The 17,127-nt window shown below is 44.9% G+C and carries 12 protein-coding genes; 6 read left to right on the top strand and 6 right to left on the bottom strand.

The genetic code is table 11. The annotated features are described in order from the left end of the window. Positions 1-308: 308 nt before the first annotated feature. Positions 309-1,196, bottom strand: a complete 888-nt coding sequence (locus tag FOT42_RS16575; protein ID WP_151891638.1) for a tetratricopeptide repeat protein — start codon at positions 1,194-1,196, stop codon at positions 309-311. Between the two features lie 118 nt (positions 1,197-1,314). Between FOT42_RS16575 and FOT42_RS16570 the strand changes: the two genes are divergently transcribed. After that, positions 1,315-2,814 carry a sensor histidine kinase gene (locus FOT42_RS16570; RefSeq protein ID WP_192938427.1) on the top strand — a complete coding sequence of 500 codons (1,500 nt, stop codon included), beginning with the start codon at positions 1,315-1,317 and terminating at the stop codon, positions 2,812-2,814. After that, positions 2,798-3,475, top strand: a complete 678-nt coding sequence (locus FOT42_RS16565) for a response regulator transcription factor (RefSeq protein ID WP_151891636.1) — start codon at positions 2,798-2,800, stop codon at positions 3,473-3,475. The genes FOT42_RS16570 and FOT42_RS16565 overlap by 17 nt, the downstream gene beginning before the upstream one ends. Positions 3,476-3,719: 244 nt before the next feature. On the opposite strand, the gene FOT42_RS16560 is transcribed toward FOT42_RS16565, so the two are convergent. The 5 genes from FOT42_RS16560 to FOT42_RS16540 form a co-directional block, all read right to left on the bottom strand. Beyond that, positions 3,720-5,102: a serine hydrolase domain-containing protein gene (locus FOT42_RS16560; protein WP_151891635.1), complete on the bottom strand. Its 1,383-nt coding sequence runs from the start codon at positions 5,100-5,102 to the stop codon at positions 3,720-3,722. A 57-nt stretch (positions 5,103-5,159) separates the two neighbouring features. Next, positions 5,160-5,972, bottom strand: a complete 813-nt coding sequence (locus FOT42_RS16555) for a helix-turn-helix domain-containing protein (RefSeq protein ID WP_151891634.1) — start codon at positions 5,970-5,972, stop codon at positions 5,160-5,162. A 783-nt stretch (positions 5,973-6,755) separates the two neighbouring features. Next, entirely contained in the window at positions 6,756-7,487 is a 732-nt protein-coding gene (istB, locus tag FOT42_RS16550) for an IS21-like element helper ATPase IstB (RefSeq protein WP_151891633.1), read from the bottom strand. A gap of 22 nt (positions 7,488-7,509) precedes the next feature. Then, positions 7,510-9,033 carry an IS21 family transposase gene (gene istA, locus FOT42_RS16545; protein WP_226789932.1) on the bottom strand — a complete coding sequence of 508 codons (1,524 nt, stop codon included), beginning with the start codon at positions 9,031-9,033 and terminating at the stop codon, positions 7,510-7,512. 264 nt (positions 9,034-9,297) lie between these two features. Next, positions 9,298-10,152 carry a MurR/RpiR family transcriptional regulator gene (locus tag FOT42_RS16540; protein WP_151891631.1) on the bottom strand — a complete coding sequence of 285 codons (855 nt, stop codon included), beginning with the start codon at positions 10,150-10,152 and terminating at the stop codon, positions 9,298-9,300. A gap of 252 nt (positions 10,153-10,404) precedes the next feature. Here FOT42_RS16540 and FOT42_RS16535 point away from each other — a divergent pair, with 252 nt between their 5' ends. The 4 genes from FOT42_RS16535 to FOT42_RS16520 all read left to right on the top strand — a co-directional run bounded on the left by FOT42_RS16535 (position 10,405) and on the right by FOT42_RS16520 (position 17,127). Continuing rightward, positions 10,405-11,604, top strand: a complete 1,200-nt coding sequence (locus FOT42_RS16535; protein WP_192938426.1) for an FAD-dependent oxidoreductase — start codon at positions 10,405-10,407, stop codon at positions 11,602-11,604. A 50-nt stretch (positions 11,605-11,654) separates the two neighbouring features. Beyond that, entirely contained in the window at positions 11,655-12,209 is a 555-nt protein-coding gene (locus FOT42_RS16530; protein ID WP_151891629.1) for an RNA polymerase sigma factor, read from the top strand. 149 nt (positions 12,210-12,358) lie between these two features. Further along, positions 12,359-13,537, top strand: a complete 1,179-nt coding sequence (locus FOT42_RS16525; RefSeq protein ID WP_151891628.1) for a FecR family protein — start codon at positions 12,359-12,361, stop codon at positions 13,535-13,537. 65 nt (positions 13,538-13,602) lie between these two features. Beyond that, positions 13,603-17,127, top strand: coding sequence for a TonB-dependent receptor (locus FOT42_RS16520; protein WP_151891627.1), 3,525 nt, complete (start codon positions 13,603-13,605; stop codon positions 17,125-17,127).

The following is a 17,127-nucleotide window of genomic DNA, read 5'->3' as shown; positions in this document are numbered from 1 at the left end:
GTTTACGAACGGATAATCAATTATTTATAAATATAGTAGTTTCCCAATAATTAAATCAAGCTAGAATAGAAGGGACAGTGAGGTCTCGGCTAGATGGATGAGCCGGATGGTTGATACCACCAAAAACGGAAAATTTGAGCAGCCAATGATTAGTATTAATGGTTTGAAAATAAGGTTTTAGATTTAACGGTGCTCGATTTTATCCGGCGAGGGTGGTACGCTATGGCTGGCGTTTCCACATATAGAAGACAAACTAAAACAATTAGGAAGAATAGTTAAAAGAATGTCTTAATGATGAAATAATTCTGTCAATTGTGTTTCCTTCTCTCCCCCAATTGTTCAAGAACCTTCCTTCCGTGTTCATTGTTGGGGTCGAGTTGTACGGATTTTCCATAGGCTTCCCTGGCCTTTGACTTTTGCCCATCCTTAAGTAAGGCTTCCCCATAGCTGTCCCAAGTGTTCCCGGAATCGGGATAGTGGATAGTGTTCAGTTCAAATAGCTGCAAGGCTATGTTCAGGTCGCCATTGTTCAGATAGTGGTATCCAAGGGAGTTGATCGTCATCTCGGATAGGTCATAGGACGTAGCTGTTTTTTTAAACTCGGCCTTGATGAAATTGACCAGGCCTTGACCGGACATTTCAGGAACCAGGGTGTGCAGTTTCTTTTTGTTCAACCGGGCCACTTCTTCCCGTTGCTCCGCCAATGTCCTGACATTATAGGCTCTCCTGACATGGTCCGATATGATGGTGGTGTCGATCTGGTACAGTGCGAACTTGTTTCCTGTACTGGCATCCATGATATATTGTGTGCCATAGATTTGGGGCTTTCCCTTACGCATCAGGTCCCGGTCGATCGCTGCGGCCAACAACCATTTGTTCATGGTGGAATCGCTTTGTATGGCCTTTTCCATCATTTGAATGGCCATTTCCGAAGCTATGGTATCGTTACCGTGCTGAAAGATCATAGCGGCATGATAATGGTCATTTGCTGTTTGAAGTTTATCGGCATTGAGCAATTCCCGCAATCGAACCCTTCGCAAACTGTCCCGATGGGTGAGCTTGGCCCAGTCTATCGTTCCAGATGTCCGGTCCTTTTGATCAAGGCGGTACATATCCGCCAATTCCGTATTGTCGGACTGTGCGTTTGTCAGCCCTATGGCCAAAAGGGTCCAAAGTAAAGTGATAAGAATTTTCATAAATCCATGTTTTTTGATGGGTCCAAAGTTGTCCTTTTAAGAGCAGGATTTGGGTTAAGGAATGTTATCTAGTGTTATTTTGGTGGCAAAGATCGGCCGATTCCCATATTTTAGGGCCATGGTTTATCGGAGGCATTATATCATCATTTTGTTGATTTTCACAGTTTCCATTCTTGTTTTGGGTGTGCAACTGTATTGGAACCACAATAACTACCTGTTTGAAAAAAAGCGATATGCCTCGGAAGTTCAGGCCCAGTTGGACAAAGCATTGGAAAAATATATTCAATATGTTGGTGATAATAACATTATCGGGGTGTCTTCGACGGATGGGACGCCGATCATACAAAATGCCCTTTTTGATTCCATATTCCGAAAGGTGGTTGACCCGGGGGATTTTATGGGGAAAATTGACAGCATGGCGCAATTGGGGGGCAATGCGGTCAATACCGTAAAGGGAACCAAGGGAAACCGCATGGACACTGTTCTTGGAAACATACAGGTAACGGGAAGCAATCTGGACCAATTGGAACGGTTCTTTCATGGATCGCAAATGATCTATGGGGACAGCTCGATGCCCGAGGTTTCAAAAATGATTTTTACCTTTTCGGTGGATACCTTGGATGTACTGCCACTTAAAGGTTTTATCGATAGGGAAATAAAGGAGGTCGAGCCCCAGTTGGACTATGGGTTTGTTTTTCGGAACGGGAGGGGGTACAGACAAGAGCTCCATGGGGATATCATCTCCAAAGCGCATTTCAATATTCCGTTGAATGTGGCAGGGTTGCCCAAGGACAGTTCATTCCAGTTCTATTTCAGTAACCGGGAATCCCTGATCCTGTCCCGTAATTGGATGGCCCCTATCATATCCATTATAGTGGTCTTTGTGGTGGTTTCCGCCCTGTTGTATCTTCTCCACGTAATTAGGAGTCAAAAGGCATTGGCCGAAATGCGGAATGACCTGATGAATACGGTCACCCATGAACTCAAGACCCCGATATCCATCATTGGAATAGCGTTGGAAGGCATTCAGGATTTCAATGTGGAAAATGACCCCAACAAGGCAAATGCTTACATAAACACTTCTCTGGAGCAGCTTGATCGCTTGAACCATACCGTGGAAAAGATATTGGAAACCACAGCGTTGGAGACCGGGCAACTACAGATGGACCGAAACGATATCGATCTTCACAAGCTACTGGGGGAGTTGATTTCACGGATCCGTAAACAGGGGACAACCAAGCATATTTCCTATCTTCCATCACCGAGCCTTTCCATGGTACGCGGGGATAATTTCCATCTTGAGCACGCATTCTATAATATTCTTGAAAATGCCTTGAACTATGGTGGACAAAATATCCGCGTTTCAACCGCTGTTGAAAAACATGGAACAAGCATTTGGGTTGAGGATTCCGGTGCGGGTATTTCCCCAGCACAGGCCAAGCATTTATTTGATAAATTCTATAGGGTCCCGTCTGGGAATACACACGACAAAAAAGGCTTTGGGATCGGTCTTTTCTATTCCAAGGCCATTTTTGAAAAGCATGGAGGCAGTATCCAGGTCAAGACAAGGCCACATACAAAGTTTATAATTAGACTTCCCCATGACGAAACGCTATAAAATTTTGATGGCAGAGGATGAACCTGCCCTGGGCAAGATCATCAAGGAAAGTTTGGAATCCAGGGGTTTTGAGGTCCGTTGGGTTGTTGATGGGGTTGATGTGATCCCCCTTTTTCAAGAGGACCGTCCGGACGTACTGGTCCTTGATGTGATGATGCCCAAGATGGATGGGTTTATGATCGCCCATGAAATCCGAAAAAAAAATCGTCAAGTCCCCATTATCTTTTTGACGGCAAAATCCCAGACCATGGATGCGGTCCAAGGGTTCAAGGTCGGCGGAAATGATTATATCCGAAAACCCTTTGGTATGGAAGAGCTCATTGTGAGAATTCGAAACTTGATCGGTCATGGACAGCCACAAAACCACCCCATCCAAATTGGCAAGTATGTCTTCGATTTCAAAAAGCAGACATTGAAGTTCATGGACGAACCGTTTATGGAATTGACGCATCGCGAAAGCCAAATTCTTTATTTTCTGTCAACGGCTACCAATGAAGTCGTTGAACGGTCGTTCGTTCTCAAAAAACTTTGGGGCGATGATGATTTCTTTGCGGCAAGGAGCATGGATGTATTCATTTCCAATCTAAGGAAGAAATTGAAAAAAGACCCTGAGGTACGGATAGTCAATATCAGGGGAATCGGTTATAAGCTTATCCTTTGATCAGGCATAATACAAAACGATATAGGTGTTCCAGATTTTCACGGAAACCAGGGATGAGGCGACAGCACAGTGTTGTGGTCAATTTCGGGGAAACCATTCGATGGAACAAAACATCTTAACGATTTAGGTTGCCGACCAGCGTAGCTAATGCTACGTTTCCGTATAAAGGTTCTTGTAAACCTATCGAAACAGATTATTGTCCGTAATCTTCATCAGAAACCCCTTGCGACCACAATTGGCTTTACTATCTCTTTCGTTCAAGGGTCTTATCGACCCCCTGTTCTGGCTGTTCCATTCTATAGCCTTCTACGGCCCCCTTTCCGTCCAGTATAAATGTATAGGTCACTTCAGGCCAAAAACCGTTTACTTTGAACTTTGTTTCGGAAACTGGGATCAAATCAAAACCGTTGTTGGTCCAGAGGGAATGGTGCTTTAAGGAAATAGGGATGTCCTTTCCTTTTTCGTTGACATAAACGCCCACATATTTTTGTAATGTCGCCTCCGGCAATCTCACATCGTTTTTGTTTGGGATATGATAGAGGATATTACGGGTTTCCACTATCGGCAGTCTTTTTTTTCCGGTCCTGTTCTCGTTGTTCTGCAGTATGATGATGGTCATGTCATGGTCAATGTGCTGTTCCAAATAAGTCAAATACCCTGGAAAATAACCGCTATGGTTGACCATTTTCTTAAAGGGTTCTTCTTGTTCAATGTACCACCCAAAGCCATACCCTGTCTCCTCCCCTGAGTTCAATAGGGATGAGGTGAACATGGATTCCTTGTCTTTTTGGCTGACCAGTAGGTTATTCTTCAAGGCCCTGTCCCATTTCAAAAGATCGCGTACCGTGGAATAGATCTTGGCCTGTCCATACGTGCCGTCGAGTTTCTGGACGTATTCCATATCTTCGGGATTGTCATAATGGGCCTTGGCTATCTGCGGATCCTTTATCTTATCCTTGTGGACAAACAGGACCTTCGTGTCGTCCATGTTCAAAGGACCAAAGATATGCTCGTCAAGATAGGCTCCATAGGTTTGTTTGGAGACACGTTCAATAATGGAAGCCAACAAAAGATACCCCGTGTTGCTGTACTGCCATTTCTCCCCAGGGACAAATCGTAGCTCGGGTCTTTGTTCCCCTAGGCGTTTGATGACCTCTTCGTTGGTGATTGTTTCGATACTGTCCCAGTCCTTTTTGAAAAGGTCAACATAATCGGGGAGGCCAGAGGTATGGTGTATAAGGTTTTCAATGGTCACACCATGATAGGAACCCAGTTCCGGGAGGTATTGTGTGATGGCATCACTGTATTTCAATTTCTTTTCATTGGCCAACAAGACCACCGCCGTTGCCGTAAACTGTTTGGAGACCGAAGCCAAATAGAAAATGGAACGGGGAGATAGCGGGATTCCGTTTTCCTTATCGGAAACCCCGAAGCTTTTACAATAGATTTCCTTTCCTTTTTTGGCGATCAACACATTCCCGTTGAACTCCCCATAAGTGTTGAGTTCGGTGTAAAGGGAGTCCAGCCTTCCCGCAAGCTGTTTTGTTTCCCCGTCTTGTGCAATGAGCATATTGACAATCAAAAGAAAAGAAAATAGGAAGGCCAAATTGGTATAATACTGTTTCATCTGCTATTTTTTTCAAAAGTATGGACCGATATCCTGAAAAAATTGTACGAATGTAAACTAGTGTCCATACATCCATAATACACTGTCCATGATAGTGGCGTCTCTGAAGAACCGTCCCGGTTGCGAGTGTGTCAGTGCTTTAAAATGCTTGTTGAAGTGCGCCTGGTCAAAATACAAATGGTCATAGGCAAGATGGGACAGGTTTTGGTCTCTTTTGTATTCACCGACCATTTTTTTGAACCGATGGATCTTTTGATATTGTGAAGGGGACCTCCCGGTATATTTAAGGAGGAGTTTATGGAGATATTGACGGGAAATACCGCGATGGTCGGCAATGTCCGTTATCTTTAGCCCTTTTTCAATATCATGTAGGATGGATTCGAGCATTCCGAGATCTTTGTTCTTTAACAAGGATAGCCAATAGCTTTCCAATGCATGGATTTTACCGCTATGATCGTTCATGTGCAATATTTTGGACATTTCATCCAAATACTTGGGGAACGGAATTTTTTTGGTGGTGGACAAGAATTCAAAATCTTCCAGGTTTTCCAAGAAGTGTAATATCCCAAGGGGCTTGAAATAGATAGTGATCTCATTGAACGGTTGGGCATATCGTATTTTGACAGGGTTTGTTTTCTTGTGATAGAAATCTGCCACGATATTCTTTGTTGAAGCGGGTAGGATGGAGATCAGGTCTTTTTTAAAGGTGACATCCACATTTTGACAGACCGTCGCAACAAAATAATTGCCGGGAAAGCTTATAAAATGGATAGGGGAGTGGTTGTCCTCCCCTGAGATAAAGTAATACCCCTCCATATACTTTCTTAGCGTCTGGTCCTGGGTTTTGTAGAATCTTATTTTCCGTTCCACGGATTGAACATCATTTAAATAATACGGTAAAGAGTTGGATTTTCTATTGTTGTTACAGAAAGACAAAAAAGATATGGAATTTAAATCATTTTTTGCACCATTCCATTACCTACCTTCGAAGGTATCCCACTTATCTGGTACTGAACTTCACTGAAAGCCTCCCCCCGAACAAATACGGCACTATGGAAAGGGATACCTCGGCCAAGCTAATGGAGGAATTCCACTACCTTATGGACGAGACCCGAGTTCCAGAAGCCAAATTCAATATATTGGCCCGACGGTATTTACAGCAGGCTGAAATTAACTACTCCCCACATGTGTTAGCAATAGCAATACTTCCCATTTTTTGGGCTGAATCATCCATAAGATGGATATATTTCCACTAATTCCCCAATGCAAAATATGCCTAGCCCCTTAATTGCTTATTTTTACGTTATAGATAAAGCCAACCATGATTTAATAGGCACTACATACCAAATAAGATTGTATCCATCAGATCATAATATGTCCGTTAAAGCAATGCCATTGAAAAGCGTCTTTCTACTGTTTTCACTGTTGGGATGCAAGAATGCCCAGGAACATACCAAAACTGATCTCACAGGAGATTTTATGGCCCTTATACCGTAGATTACCAAAATATGGAAATGCATCATATCTGGATTTTCACGGAAAACGTGCGATATGAGTATAATTGGATGAGCCGGTCAAAGTGAGCCACCTGCGCCGGATGAAAGTGAGCAGGGTAAATGAAGTGCTTAAAGTCGATTCATTTGTTGGTTAAAATTACTGTTTATTTCTCATTTTTTTACGCATTGATTCCCCTTTGATGTCGATCCTGTGTGCCGAGTGGACCAAACGATCCAGAATGGCATCGGCCAGGGTCTTTTCCCCGATGATATCGTGCCAGGCCTCCACGGGCAATTGGGAGGCTATTATGGTGGATCGTTTACCGTGCCTGTCCTCGATGATTTCCATAAGGGAGTGCCGGTTTATATGGTCGAGGGGCTTGAGCCCAAAGTCGTCCAGGATAAGCAGGTCCTGTTTTTCAAGCCTGTTTATTTGTTTCAGGTAAGACCCATCGGCCTTGGATGTCTTGAGTACGGTAAAGAGTTTGGCGGCATTGAAGTACATTACCTTGTATCCCTGGCAGCACGCTTGATGGCCCAGGGCTGATGCCATATAGCTCTTGCCGACACCCGTGCTTCCCGTAATAAGGATGTTCTTGCCCTTATCTATAAACCCACAGGAGGCAAAGCGTTGTATCCTGTTTTTGTCTAATTGACGTGAAGGCCCGTAATCGATGGCTTCCATCACTGCACTATACCTGAACCTTGCGGCCTTGGTCAGGCGTTCCATCTTCCGGTTTTGCCTATCGTCCCATTCGGACTGCATAAGGTAGGCCACCAGTTCATCATTGGTATAGTCAATGTCGTGTGACTCCATGGTTGTTGTAAAGGCCCTGAGCATTCCGTGGAGCCTTAACTGTTTCATCTGTTCCAATGTTTTGGTGTTCATGTGATCGTAGTTTTAATGATTGTTATTTGTAATAGTTCCCTCCCCTGATGTTCCCGTGGTCGGGTACTTCGATGTTTTCCTGTGGATCTTCCTCAAGGGTGTCCCATCCTTTTTGCAGGATACGCTCTACCATGTTGTAACTGTACGCCCCGTAGTCCGATGCCCGCCTACAGGCATTGTCCAGGCGCACGTTGCCCACTTTTTTGGCCAGGTGCAGTATGCCCAGGCATGATTTATAGGATTGCTCGGGATGTTGCTTCTTGTCGAGTATCCCTATGATATAACCTTTGCAGTTCTCACCGATGTGCCCTGCCCATGCGATGAACTTCTCGCTGCTCCACTCGCTCACAAAACGATGGTGGGAGGGCATATGTTCGGCCACGGTGGTATACCCGTACTTCTTCTTTTGCCTGGTATGTGCCGCCAGGCGTTCATCCTTGTGGTATATCTCCACGAAGCTGTCCGTAAAGACGATCTTGACCTGCTTGCCGATATGCCTGTAGGACACACTATAGTAGTGCTTGTCCTTTCCCAGATAGATATGGCTGTTCTTGTGTACCGTGCCCTTGGCGTAGGATCTTATCTCGTAGCGCTTGTGGGGCAATGGCCTGAGCTCCTGTAATTCCACTTCCCTGAAGAGCGAGTACCGGGAGTATTCCCTTCCCCGGAAGGACATTTTGTTATGGCTTTCCAAAAGCTTGAGCATTGCCTTGTTGAAATCGGGTATACTATGGAAGGTCTGGTTGCGAAGCGGCGCGAAGACCCTGGTGTAGATGATCCGCACAGCATTCTCCACGATGGCCTTGTCCCTTGGCCGGTACGTCCTGGTGGGCAGCACGGCCGTTTCGTAGTGCTCCGCAAAGTCGGCGAAGGCCTCGTTGACCTTGGGCTCGTAGCGACTGCTCTTGACAACTGCCGACTTGAGGTTGTCCGGCACCAGGGCCCTGGGTACCCCACCGTAGAAGTGGAGGGCGTTCTCCACACAGCGAATGAAGTCCCCCAGTTTTTGGCTTGCGCAGGCCTCCACATAGGTGTACTGGCTGCTGCCCAGTATACACACGAAGACCTCAAGGTCCTGGAGCTCTCCGGTGTTACTGTCCACAATAGTGAGCTTTTTGCCCGTAAAATCGATGAACAATTTGTCCCCCGCCTTATGTTCCAGGTGCATGACCGGGGACACTTCCTTGCGCCATTCGGCATACCAGTACTTGAACTGGGACAGCCTAAAGCCGTCGGGGTGCTTCGCATAATACTCCTCCCATAACAATTGTCGCGTGACGCCCGTCCTGCGGAGTTCTTTGTCAAAATATGGGAAGTACTGCTCAAGGGTCCTTAGTTGTTCGCTCTTGGGTTTTTGGTCCGCTTTGAAGAGCTTGTGCAGTTCCTCCAGGGTCATTTTCTCCACCTCGTAGGCGGTGAGGCGGTAACGCTTGAAGAACTCAATGTACTTGGTCACCGTATTGCGGGAGAGACCCAATTGCAGGCTGATCTGGCGTTTGCTGGTGCCAGAGGTATATAATTTGAATATCTGTTTAGTTTTTCGCATATCTATCTGCTTGTTCGCCATTGTCCTTTTTTACAAAAAAAGGCCTTTGACGTTCCACAAATAGAATCGATCTTAAGGGTGGTTCACTTTGGCCCGGCCAGGGTGGTTCACTTTCATCCGGCGCGCTATGTTCACTTTATCCCGGCGAGGGTGGTATACTATGGCCGTTGTTTGCACCCAACCAAGTCTGTTGGGAATTTAGACGGTTCTTCCCATATGTCCTTTTCCAATTGTTCGATTGATTTTGTTTCCATGTAGATACCCCTAGGTTTTATAAATGTTCTGTTTTTCGGACATGTCCCTAAAAAACTTGAAACGCGCAACAGTCTCTTCTTTGAGAATATTTGCCATGCTATAAAAAATAGCATTCACCACACTATATGCCCCGACCATTGCGCCAAAGTAAAAACTATGGGAACTGTTGATCAAAATGGAGAGGTCGCTATGTTCCAACAATGGGGAGAGATTACTGTCCACAATTGCCACAGTGGTCGCATTTCTTTCCTTGGCAAACTTTAGGGCATCAATGGTCTGGTTCTGACATTTGTCCAAGCAAATACCCACCACCACATCTTTTTCACTGAAATGATCCATGTTCAAGAAAAGTTCACCATGATATTCGGTACTGGCATGGATTTGGGGTACAGCAGACCTGCAGATACGTTCCATATATCTGGCGACCAAGCCAATATGTGCCAGCCCGACGATGTAAGTGTGATTGGAGCCGATTATGGCCCGCGCAATTTTTTCCATGACATCAAACTCCATGGTCTCATAGGTTTTCTGTAGCATCATGATGTCGCCCAAAATCGCATCTTGGGCCACTTTTTGGGGATTGCCCTGGGATTTGACTTCCTGGATCATTCCTGTAAATACAGAATCTACCCTAGTGAGTTGCACTTCTTGTTTCAAGAGTTCCTTCAATTCAAAAAAACCATTCAGGCCAACCGCTTTACATGCTTTTACTATGGTAGCGGGGTTGACCCCCATATGATCGGCAAATTCTTTCATACGCATCAGGACCACCTTGTCCGGAAAGTCCAGGGCAAATTGAATGACCAGTTTTCTTTTTCCGGAAAGTTTTGAAATGCAAATATCCTTGATTTGTTGTGTGCTCATAATTAGCAAGTTAGTTAAATAGATCGATATGAAAAATGGAAAAGCAATATTAATATTGCTTTGTTGTAAAAACCAATTATAATGATGTCAATTAAAGATTTTTTTATAATTTGTTGCATATTTAATCATGTCGGGACCTCAGCGATATGGTTCAATGAACGGGTTGCAATCGGTGCAGACCAGAGAAATCACTGGTGTCTTCCTGTTGTGATGGGTATTGTTTTAAAGTGTTCAAACCCAATTGTAAGAGTCGTGAAAAAATATGATGTCCTAGTCATTGGTGGAGGAATATTTGGTGTCACCGCAGCCGTGGAACTGGCCAAACGAAAATATAAGGTGGGATTGTTGAACCCGGACACATTGCCGCACCACATGGCAGCTTCGACAGATGTTACCAAGGCAGTTCGTATGGAGTATGGATCGGACCGGGAATATTTTAGGATGGCCGAACGGTCCATTCAACTTTGGCGGGAGTGGAACAATGTCTTCGGGAAGGAGCTCTACCACGAAGTGGGCTTTTTGATGCTCTACAGAAAATCCATTGAAAGTGGGGAGCAAAGCTTTGAAAAGTTTAGCTATAGGGAATTGTTGCGCAACGGGTATGAGGTAGAGCAATTATCCTCATCGGAAATCCAAAAAAGGTTTCCTGCGGTAAATGCACAAACATATTCAGAGGCCATATATAACCCGATAGGGGGATATGCAAATGCAACGCTAACGCTAACTACCTTGATGGCACATGCAAGGGAACTTGGTGTACACATCCATGAAGGGCAGACAGTGAACAGGATCGATACCGACGCCAATATGGTGAAAGGGGTAGGGACAATGGAGAATGAAAAATATGCTGCAGACCGCATATTGGTGGCGGCCGGGCCCCATACCCCGGTATTGGTGCCAGAGCTGCAGCCCTATATGAAATCCACAGGGCACCCTGTTTTTTGGTTGAGGCCGAATGACACGAAAAAATTCAGTGGGGAAAACTTTCCGGTTTTTACGGCAGACATTTCCAATACGGGATGGTATGGATTTCCTTACTTGGAAGAACAGGGAATCGTAAAGCTGGCCAAGCATTCAAATGGCAGCGAGATAGACCCGGAAAAGGGGGACAGACGAGTTACCGATGCAGAGGTAGAGGAGATGAGGTCTTTTGTGAAGGAATCCTTTCCCGGGTTGGCAAATGCACCATTGGTATATACCCGTAGGTGTTTATACACGGATACATTGGATGGGCATTTCTGGATAGATAACCATCCAGCTATAAAAGGATTGTCCGTGAGTTCAGGAGGAAGTGGGCACGGATTGAAGATGGCCCCGCTATTGGGCCCGATGGCTGCAGATATCGTGGAAGGGAAAACCCACGAATTCTCCAACAGGTACAGGTGGAGGCATCTTACCAAGGATACAGTTCAAGTGGAAGAAGCAAGATATGTGATAGACCGTAGAATTTAAGAATATATATTCTTGCCCAGATCAAAACCGGTCAATGCTTAAAAAATCGAATGGACCAAAAGGGCTATCATAATGAAAAATACCTCGTTGAGCAGCTAAGAAAGGGCTCAGAGGAAGCCTATGGCCATTTGTTCAAGCAATACCATCGCGAACTGTGCAATTACATTGCAGCCATTTCCGGGGATATGCGGGTGTCGGAAGATATTGTACAACAGGCCTTTATAAAGCTGTGGTCCAATCGGGAAAAGCTCTTTATCAAGGAGAACAGCCTCAAAAAATACCTCTTCAAGATAGCCTACAACTTATTTTTGGACAGCAAAAGAAAAGAAAAAAAGGAATTTCAACTCTTGGAGAGCTTAAAACAAGAAGCTTATCTTGGGTTAATGGAAACCGATACTTCCCTTTTTGAGGAGCGGCTCAAGAAAGTAGAGGCAGAAATTGAAAATTTACCTGAGCAGTGCAAAATGGTGTTCATTCTGAGCAAAAAAGAGGGGCTCAAATACAAGGAAATTTCAGAGAAACTTCATATCTCCATAAAAACAGTTGAGGTGCATATGGCCAAGGCACTAAAACGGCTAAAGGCACAACTTTCCATATTTTTCTAGGCTGGGACTGCATTTTTAGAAATACACCACCCATATCTTTTTTAAGGGTTTGTGGGCCATCTCTATATTTTAAATGTTAAAATTTTACGATGTGGTAAGGGTTTTTTAAAAAACCTGCGTCTGTTTAGTAAAGAGACAACATATATCCGATGACCAAACTCGATATCAGGAGGATTATTACCAAGTACATCAACCAAGAGGCGACCCCTGAAGAAATGACCATTTTATATGAATGGGTCAAGAAAGGGAACAACCAAGAGGTCTTTAAAAAATTAGTGCAGGCTGACTTTCTTATCAATTATCAAAACCGTTCATGGGAAACGGAAGAGGCTTTCCAACAATTCTTGGAAACCATCAAGAAAAAGGAAAACGTTAAGGTCCGCACCTTGCACATAGGCAGAAAGGCCTGGAAGTATGCTGCCGCAGTCGTTGTACTTGTCGCATCTGCCGCCTATTTTATCCTACAAAAAAATTCGCCATCAGTTTTGGAGCCCCGATTGGATTCCGATCAGATAACCCTGCAGCTGGACAATGGGGAAATCATCAATTTTGATCCCGATAGCGACGCAACAGTCAAGAGCAAAAGCGGAAAAACAGTGGTTTCATTGGTAAAAGGGGTATTGTCCCAGAACGACGAAACTAATGCAAGGCCCAATGCCACGAAAAATGTGCTTAGGGTGCCTTTTGGAAAAAGTCTTTCCCTGACCCTTCAGGATGGTTCGGTGGTAAGACTCAACTCAGGGTCCACACTTACATACCCATCCTCATTTGCAGGAATGGACAAAAGAGAGGTACAGTTGGAGGGAGAGGCATTTTTTGAAGTGGCCAAAAACCCAGACCAACCCTTCATCGTAGGCACCAAGAACATGTACACCCAAGTTTTTGGTACCGTATTCAATATTTCGGCCTATGACGAGGACAGTATATCAGAAGTTGTGCTTGTGGAAGGTTCGGTTGGGATTGGTGCTACAGATCGGCCCGCATATGGGGATTTACAGATGCTCAAACCTTCCCAAAGGGCATCGAGCAGGGAAGGCAGTGGGGGACTATTCGTCGTTGAGGATGTTGACGTGACCCCATACATTTCTTGGACGCAAGGCGTACTGTCCTTCGAGAACGAAGAAATGTCGGAAATCATCAAAAGACTTCAAAGACAGTTCAATATAAAGATTGTCAACAAACACGAAAGGCTCGGAGAACGTAGGTTCACCGGGATGTTCGATGAGGAGGACCTGGACCGTATCCTGAGGACCATACAGGCCCATACCCATTTTAGCTACTCCAAAGAAGGAAACACGATAACGATAACAGAACCCGAAAAACAGTAATGCCTATGATGTGAAACATAAAAAAAAACCAAAAATGAATACTAACTGACTAGACTTATTTAATCATGAAAAAAAACCAAACTATATGTGCCTGGGCTAAAAAGCTCAGTAGGAATGTATTGTGTTGTTTGTCCTTGCTGCTTTTTTTCAGTTTTGGCAACGCTACCAATTGTGCACAAGACGATGTCATCACCATGAGCTTTGAAAACAAGCAAGTTGGTGACATCTTTGAAACCATTACAAAATCCACCGGATACAAATTTTTTTATGAAGCCTCGGAGGTCGACCTTAACCGAAAGGTGACCATTTTCCACAAGAATTTGTGCATTGAGGATTTTTTGAAACAACTTCTCAAGGGCTCAGGATTGAGCTATGAAGTGGTTGCTAGGCAAATTGTCATCAAAAAAATTGGCGAGCCCACCCTTCCTTCATTGATTCCACAAAAAAAGATAGAGGTACAAGACCCCCAATCCATGCTTTCAGGGACAGTTGTGGACGAAAACCGGGTCCCTTTACCTGGGGCAAGCATTATTGCCAAAGGGACGACGGTGGGAACTACTACAGATTTTGATGGAAAATTTGAACTGTCATTGCCCTCCGGGACAACCGTTATACAGGTAACCTATATTGGCTACAAGCCGAAGGAGGTCAGTGTTGTTGGTCTAACTTCCATAACTGTTGGAATGGAGCCCGATGCAGCCGCTTTGGAAGAAGTGGTTGTTGTTGGGTATGGTACCCTGGCCAAAACAAAAGTAACAGGGTCCGTAGTGTCCATTCAACCAGAGGCGATTGTAAGTATCCCAACAATTACGCCGGAAGGAGCACTGATCGGACAAGTAGCTGGTGTACAGGTACAGGAAGTCTCCGGTGAGCCCGGGGCGGCCCCCAATATCAGGATTCGGGGTTCAGGTTCCATTTCCGCTGGCAATGACCCATTGTTCGTTGTGGATGGAATACCAATTTCAAGGAACCTTACCTCATCCAGTCAATTGGGCTCCTTGTCCAACCAGTCACAGGCGTTCCAACCACCGACCATCAATCCACTGGGAACCCTTAACCCCAATGATATCGAATCCATGCAGGTGCTGAAAGATGCCAGTGCGGCTGCTATCTATGGATCCAGGGGTGGCAACGGAGTATTGCTCATCACGACCAAAAAAGGGTCCAGTACCGAGGAAGGTGTGTTCTCCTTTGATTCTTATGTGAGTATCCAATCGGTTGCCAATAAGATAGATTTGATGAATTCCGCAGAACTTATAGATTATACAAGGGATGCCAGGAACAACAATTATTTGGTGGATATTCCGGGAGCCTCGGTCGATGATCCCATTGGACCAGGTGATCGTGGGAATACCAACTATGAAATGCCCGCCTCTTATGTGAATTGGGATGGTACGGATACGGATTGGCAAGATTTGATCTTTAAGACAGGAGTGGTCCAGAGCTATAACTTCTCGTATGCTTCCCCAATCAGGAACAAGACAAGTTTCTATACTTCCGCAGGGTATTTCTCCCAAAACGGAATCATAGAAAAATCAAAATTTGAAAGGTATTCTGTGCTAATGAACCTCAACTCCCAATTGACCGAGAAATTGAACTTGGATCTACGATTGGCCCCAACAGTGACCGAAAACCAAAGGGTACCGGCAAATTCACCATACTTTGCCACACCTCCAGGAATTGTATACTCGGCCATAGTGCATTCCCCTGTGGTAAAACCGTACAATGCTGACGGTACCATTAACCAATTGGACAACCAATCCCACTTGGCAGGAGGAACCACCACGGCCAGTAATCCCTTGGCGATCATTGAGGGAGTGGAGGATCAGATATTCCAATTTCAGAACAGGGGAACCCTTGGTTTGACCTACGATATCCTACCCGATTTGAGCTTTAAAACCTTGGGAGGTGTTTACATCAACTTGTTCAATCAGGATTTTTACCGGGCCAATACATTGTTGCTGCGTAACTCCACTGTAGGAAATCCGTATGGGCAGGCATCTACTTCTACCGAGACCAACTGGTTGTGGGAGAATACATTGAGTTGGAAAAAGGAAATTGGGGACCACTATGTGGATGCCGTTTTGGGATATACCGCCCAAAAGGACAATGTAAGATTGGAAAGGGTTGTGGCCAACAACTATCCCGATGATCTGGTGACTACCATTAGCGGCGGACAGGTATATGCCGGAACATCGGTGAAGGAACAATGGTCCTTGCTCTCTTCGCTGTTCAGGGTCAACTATAGTTTTAAGGACAAGTACCTCTTTACTGGAACTATCCGTTCCGATAAATCTTCCCGTTTTGGCAAGAACAACCAAACTGGATATTTCCCTTCTTTCTCCGCAGGGTGGAGGTTGAACGAGGAGTCTTTCCTAGCATCTTCTGAAACCATATCTGAGCTGAAGCTTAGAATGAGTTGGGGACAAACAGGAAACTTTGAAATACCAAATTATGGTGCTGTGGGTCTATTGTCCCCCCAGAACTATAACTTGGCAGGCAACGAGGTGAACGGAATCATCCAATCCACTATTCCAAATCCCAATTTGACTTGGGAAAAATCCGAACAAGTGGATGTGGGTATGGAATTGGGACTTTTCAATAATAGGATATTCTTGTTGGCGGACTACTATGATACCAAAACTAGGGATCTCTTGCTGAATGTGGCCATTTCATCCGTATCTGGCTTTGAGACTACATTGAGAAATCTTGGCAAGGTCCAGAACAAAGGTTTTGAAATTGCTTTGAGCACCAAAAACTTTGTGGGCGATTTTAGCTGGGATACGGATATCAACTTCTCTACCAACAAGAATGAAGTGCTGGCACTCAATGAGGGCAATGAGCCCATATATTCCACAGGTAGCGCGGGTATCCGCCACGTAACAAGGGTAGGGGACCCCATAGGCAGCTACTACGGTTATGTTGTGGAAGGTATTTATCAGACCCAAGAGGAAATTGATAATGCTCCGGTCGATACCCAAGCTCCCAATCCCGGCCCAGGGGACTTCAAGTTCAAGGATATCGACGGTGATGGGCAGATCACCCCTGATGATAGAACGGTTACCGGAAGCTATTTCCCGGATTTCACTTGGGGTATCAACAACAAGTTTAGCTTTAAGGGAGTTGATTTCAGTTTCTTGATCCAGGGAGTCGAGGGGAATGAGATACTCAACCTTACCGGAAGGCATTTGTTGAACGGAGAGGCCAACTTTAACTCATATGCAGCGTTCAATGATCGTTGGCGATCGGCCTCAGACCCAGGAAATGGGTGGGTTCCAAGAGCGGACAGGGGAAGTGGTAACCACGGTAACAACCAAAGGCCATCATCTTTCCAAGTTGAGGATGGATCCTATATCCGTTTGAGAAATGTTACACTTGGGTACACTTTGCCGACCGATAATCTGTTCGGCAACAAGATCCAAAAACTACGTTTCTACATCACCGGTACCAACTTGTTTACCATTACAGACTATATGGGCTATAACCCTGAGGTTAGTAGCATTACTACCAATAGTTTGACTCCGGGAGAAGATTATGGCGCTTTTCCATTGACCAAGTCCTTTACAATGGGAGTAAACCTAAAGTTCTAA

It is taken from the genome of Flagellimonas hadalis (assembly GCF_007785775.2).
In the GTDB taxonomy this organism is placed as follows: Bacteria; Bacteroidota; Bacteroidia; order Flavobacteriales; family Flavobacteriaceae; genus Flagellimonas; species Flagellimonas hadalis.
This window is presented reverse-complemented; position numbering and strand designations above follow the sequence as displayed.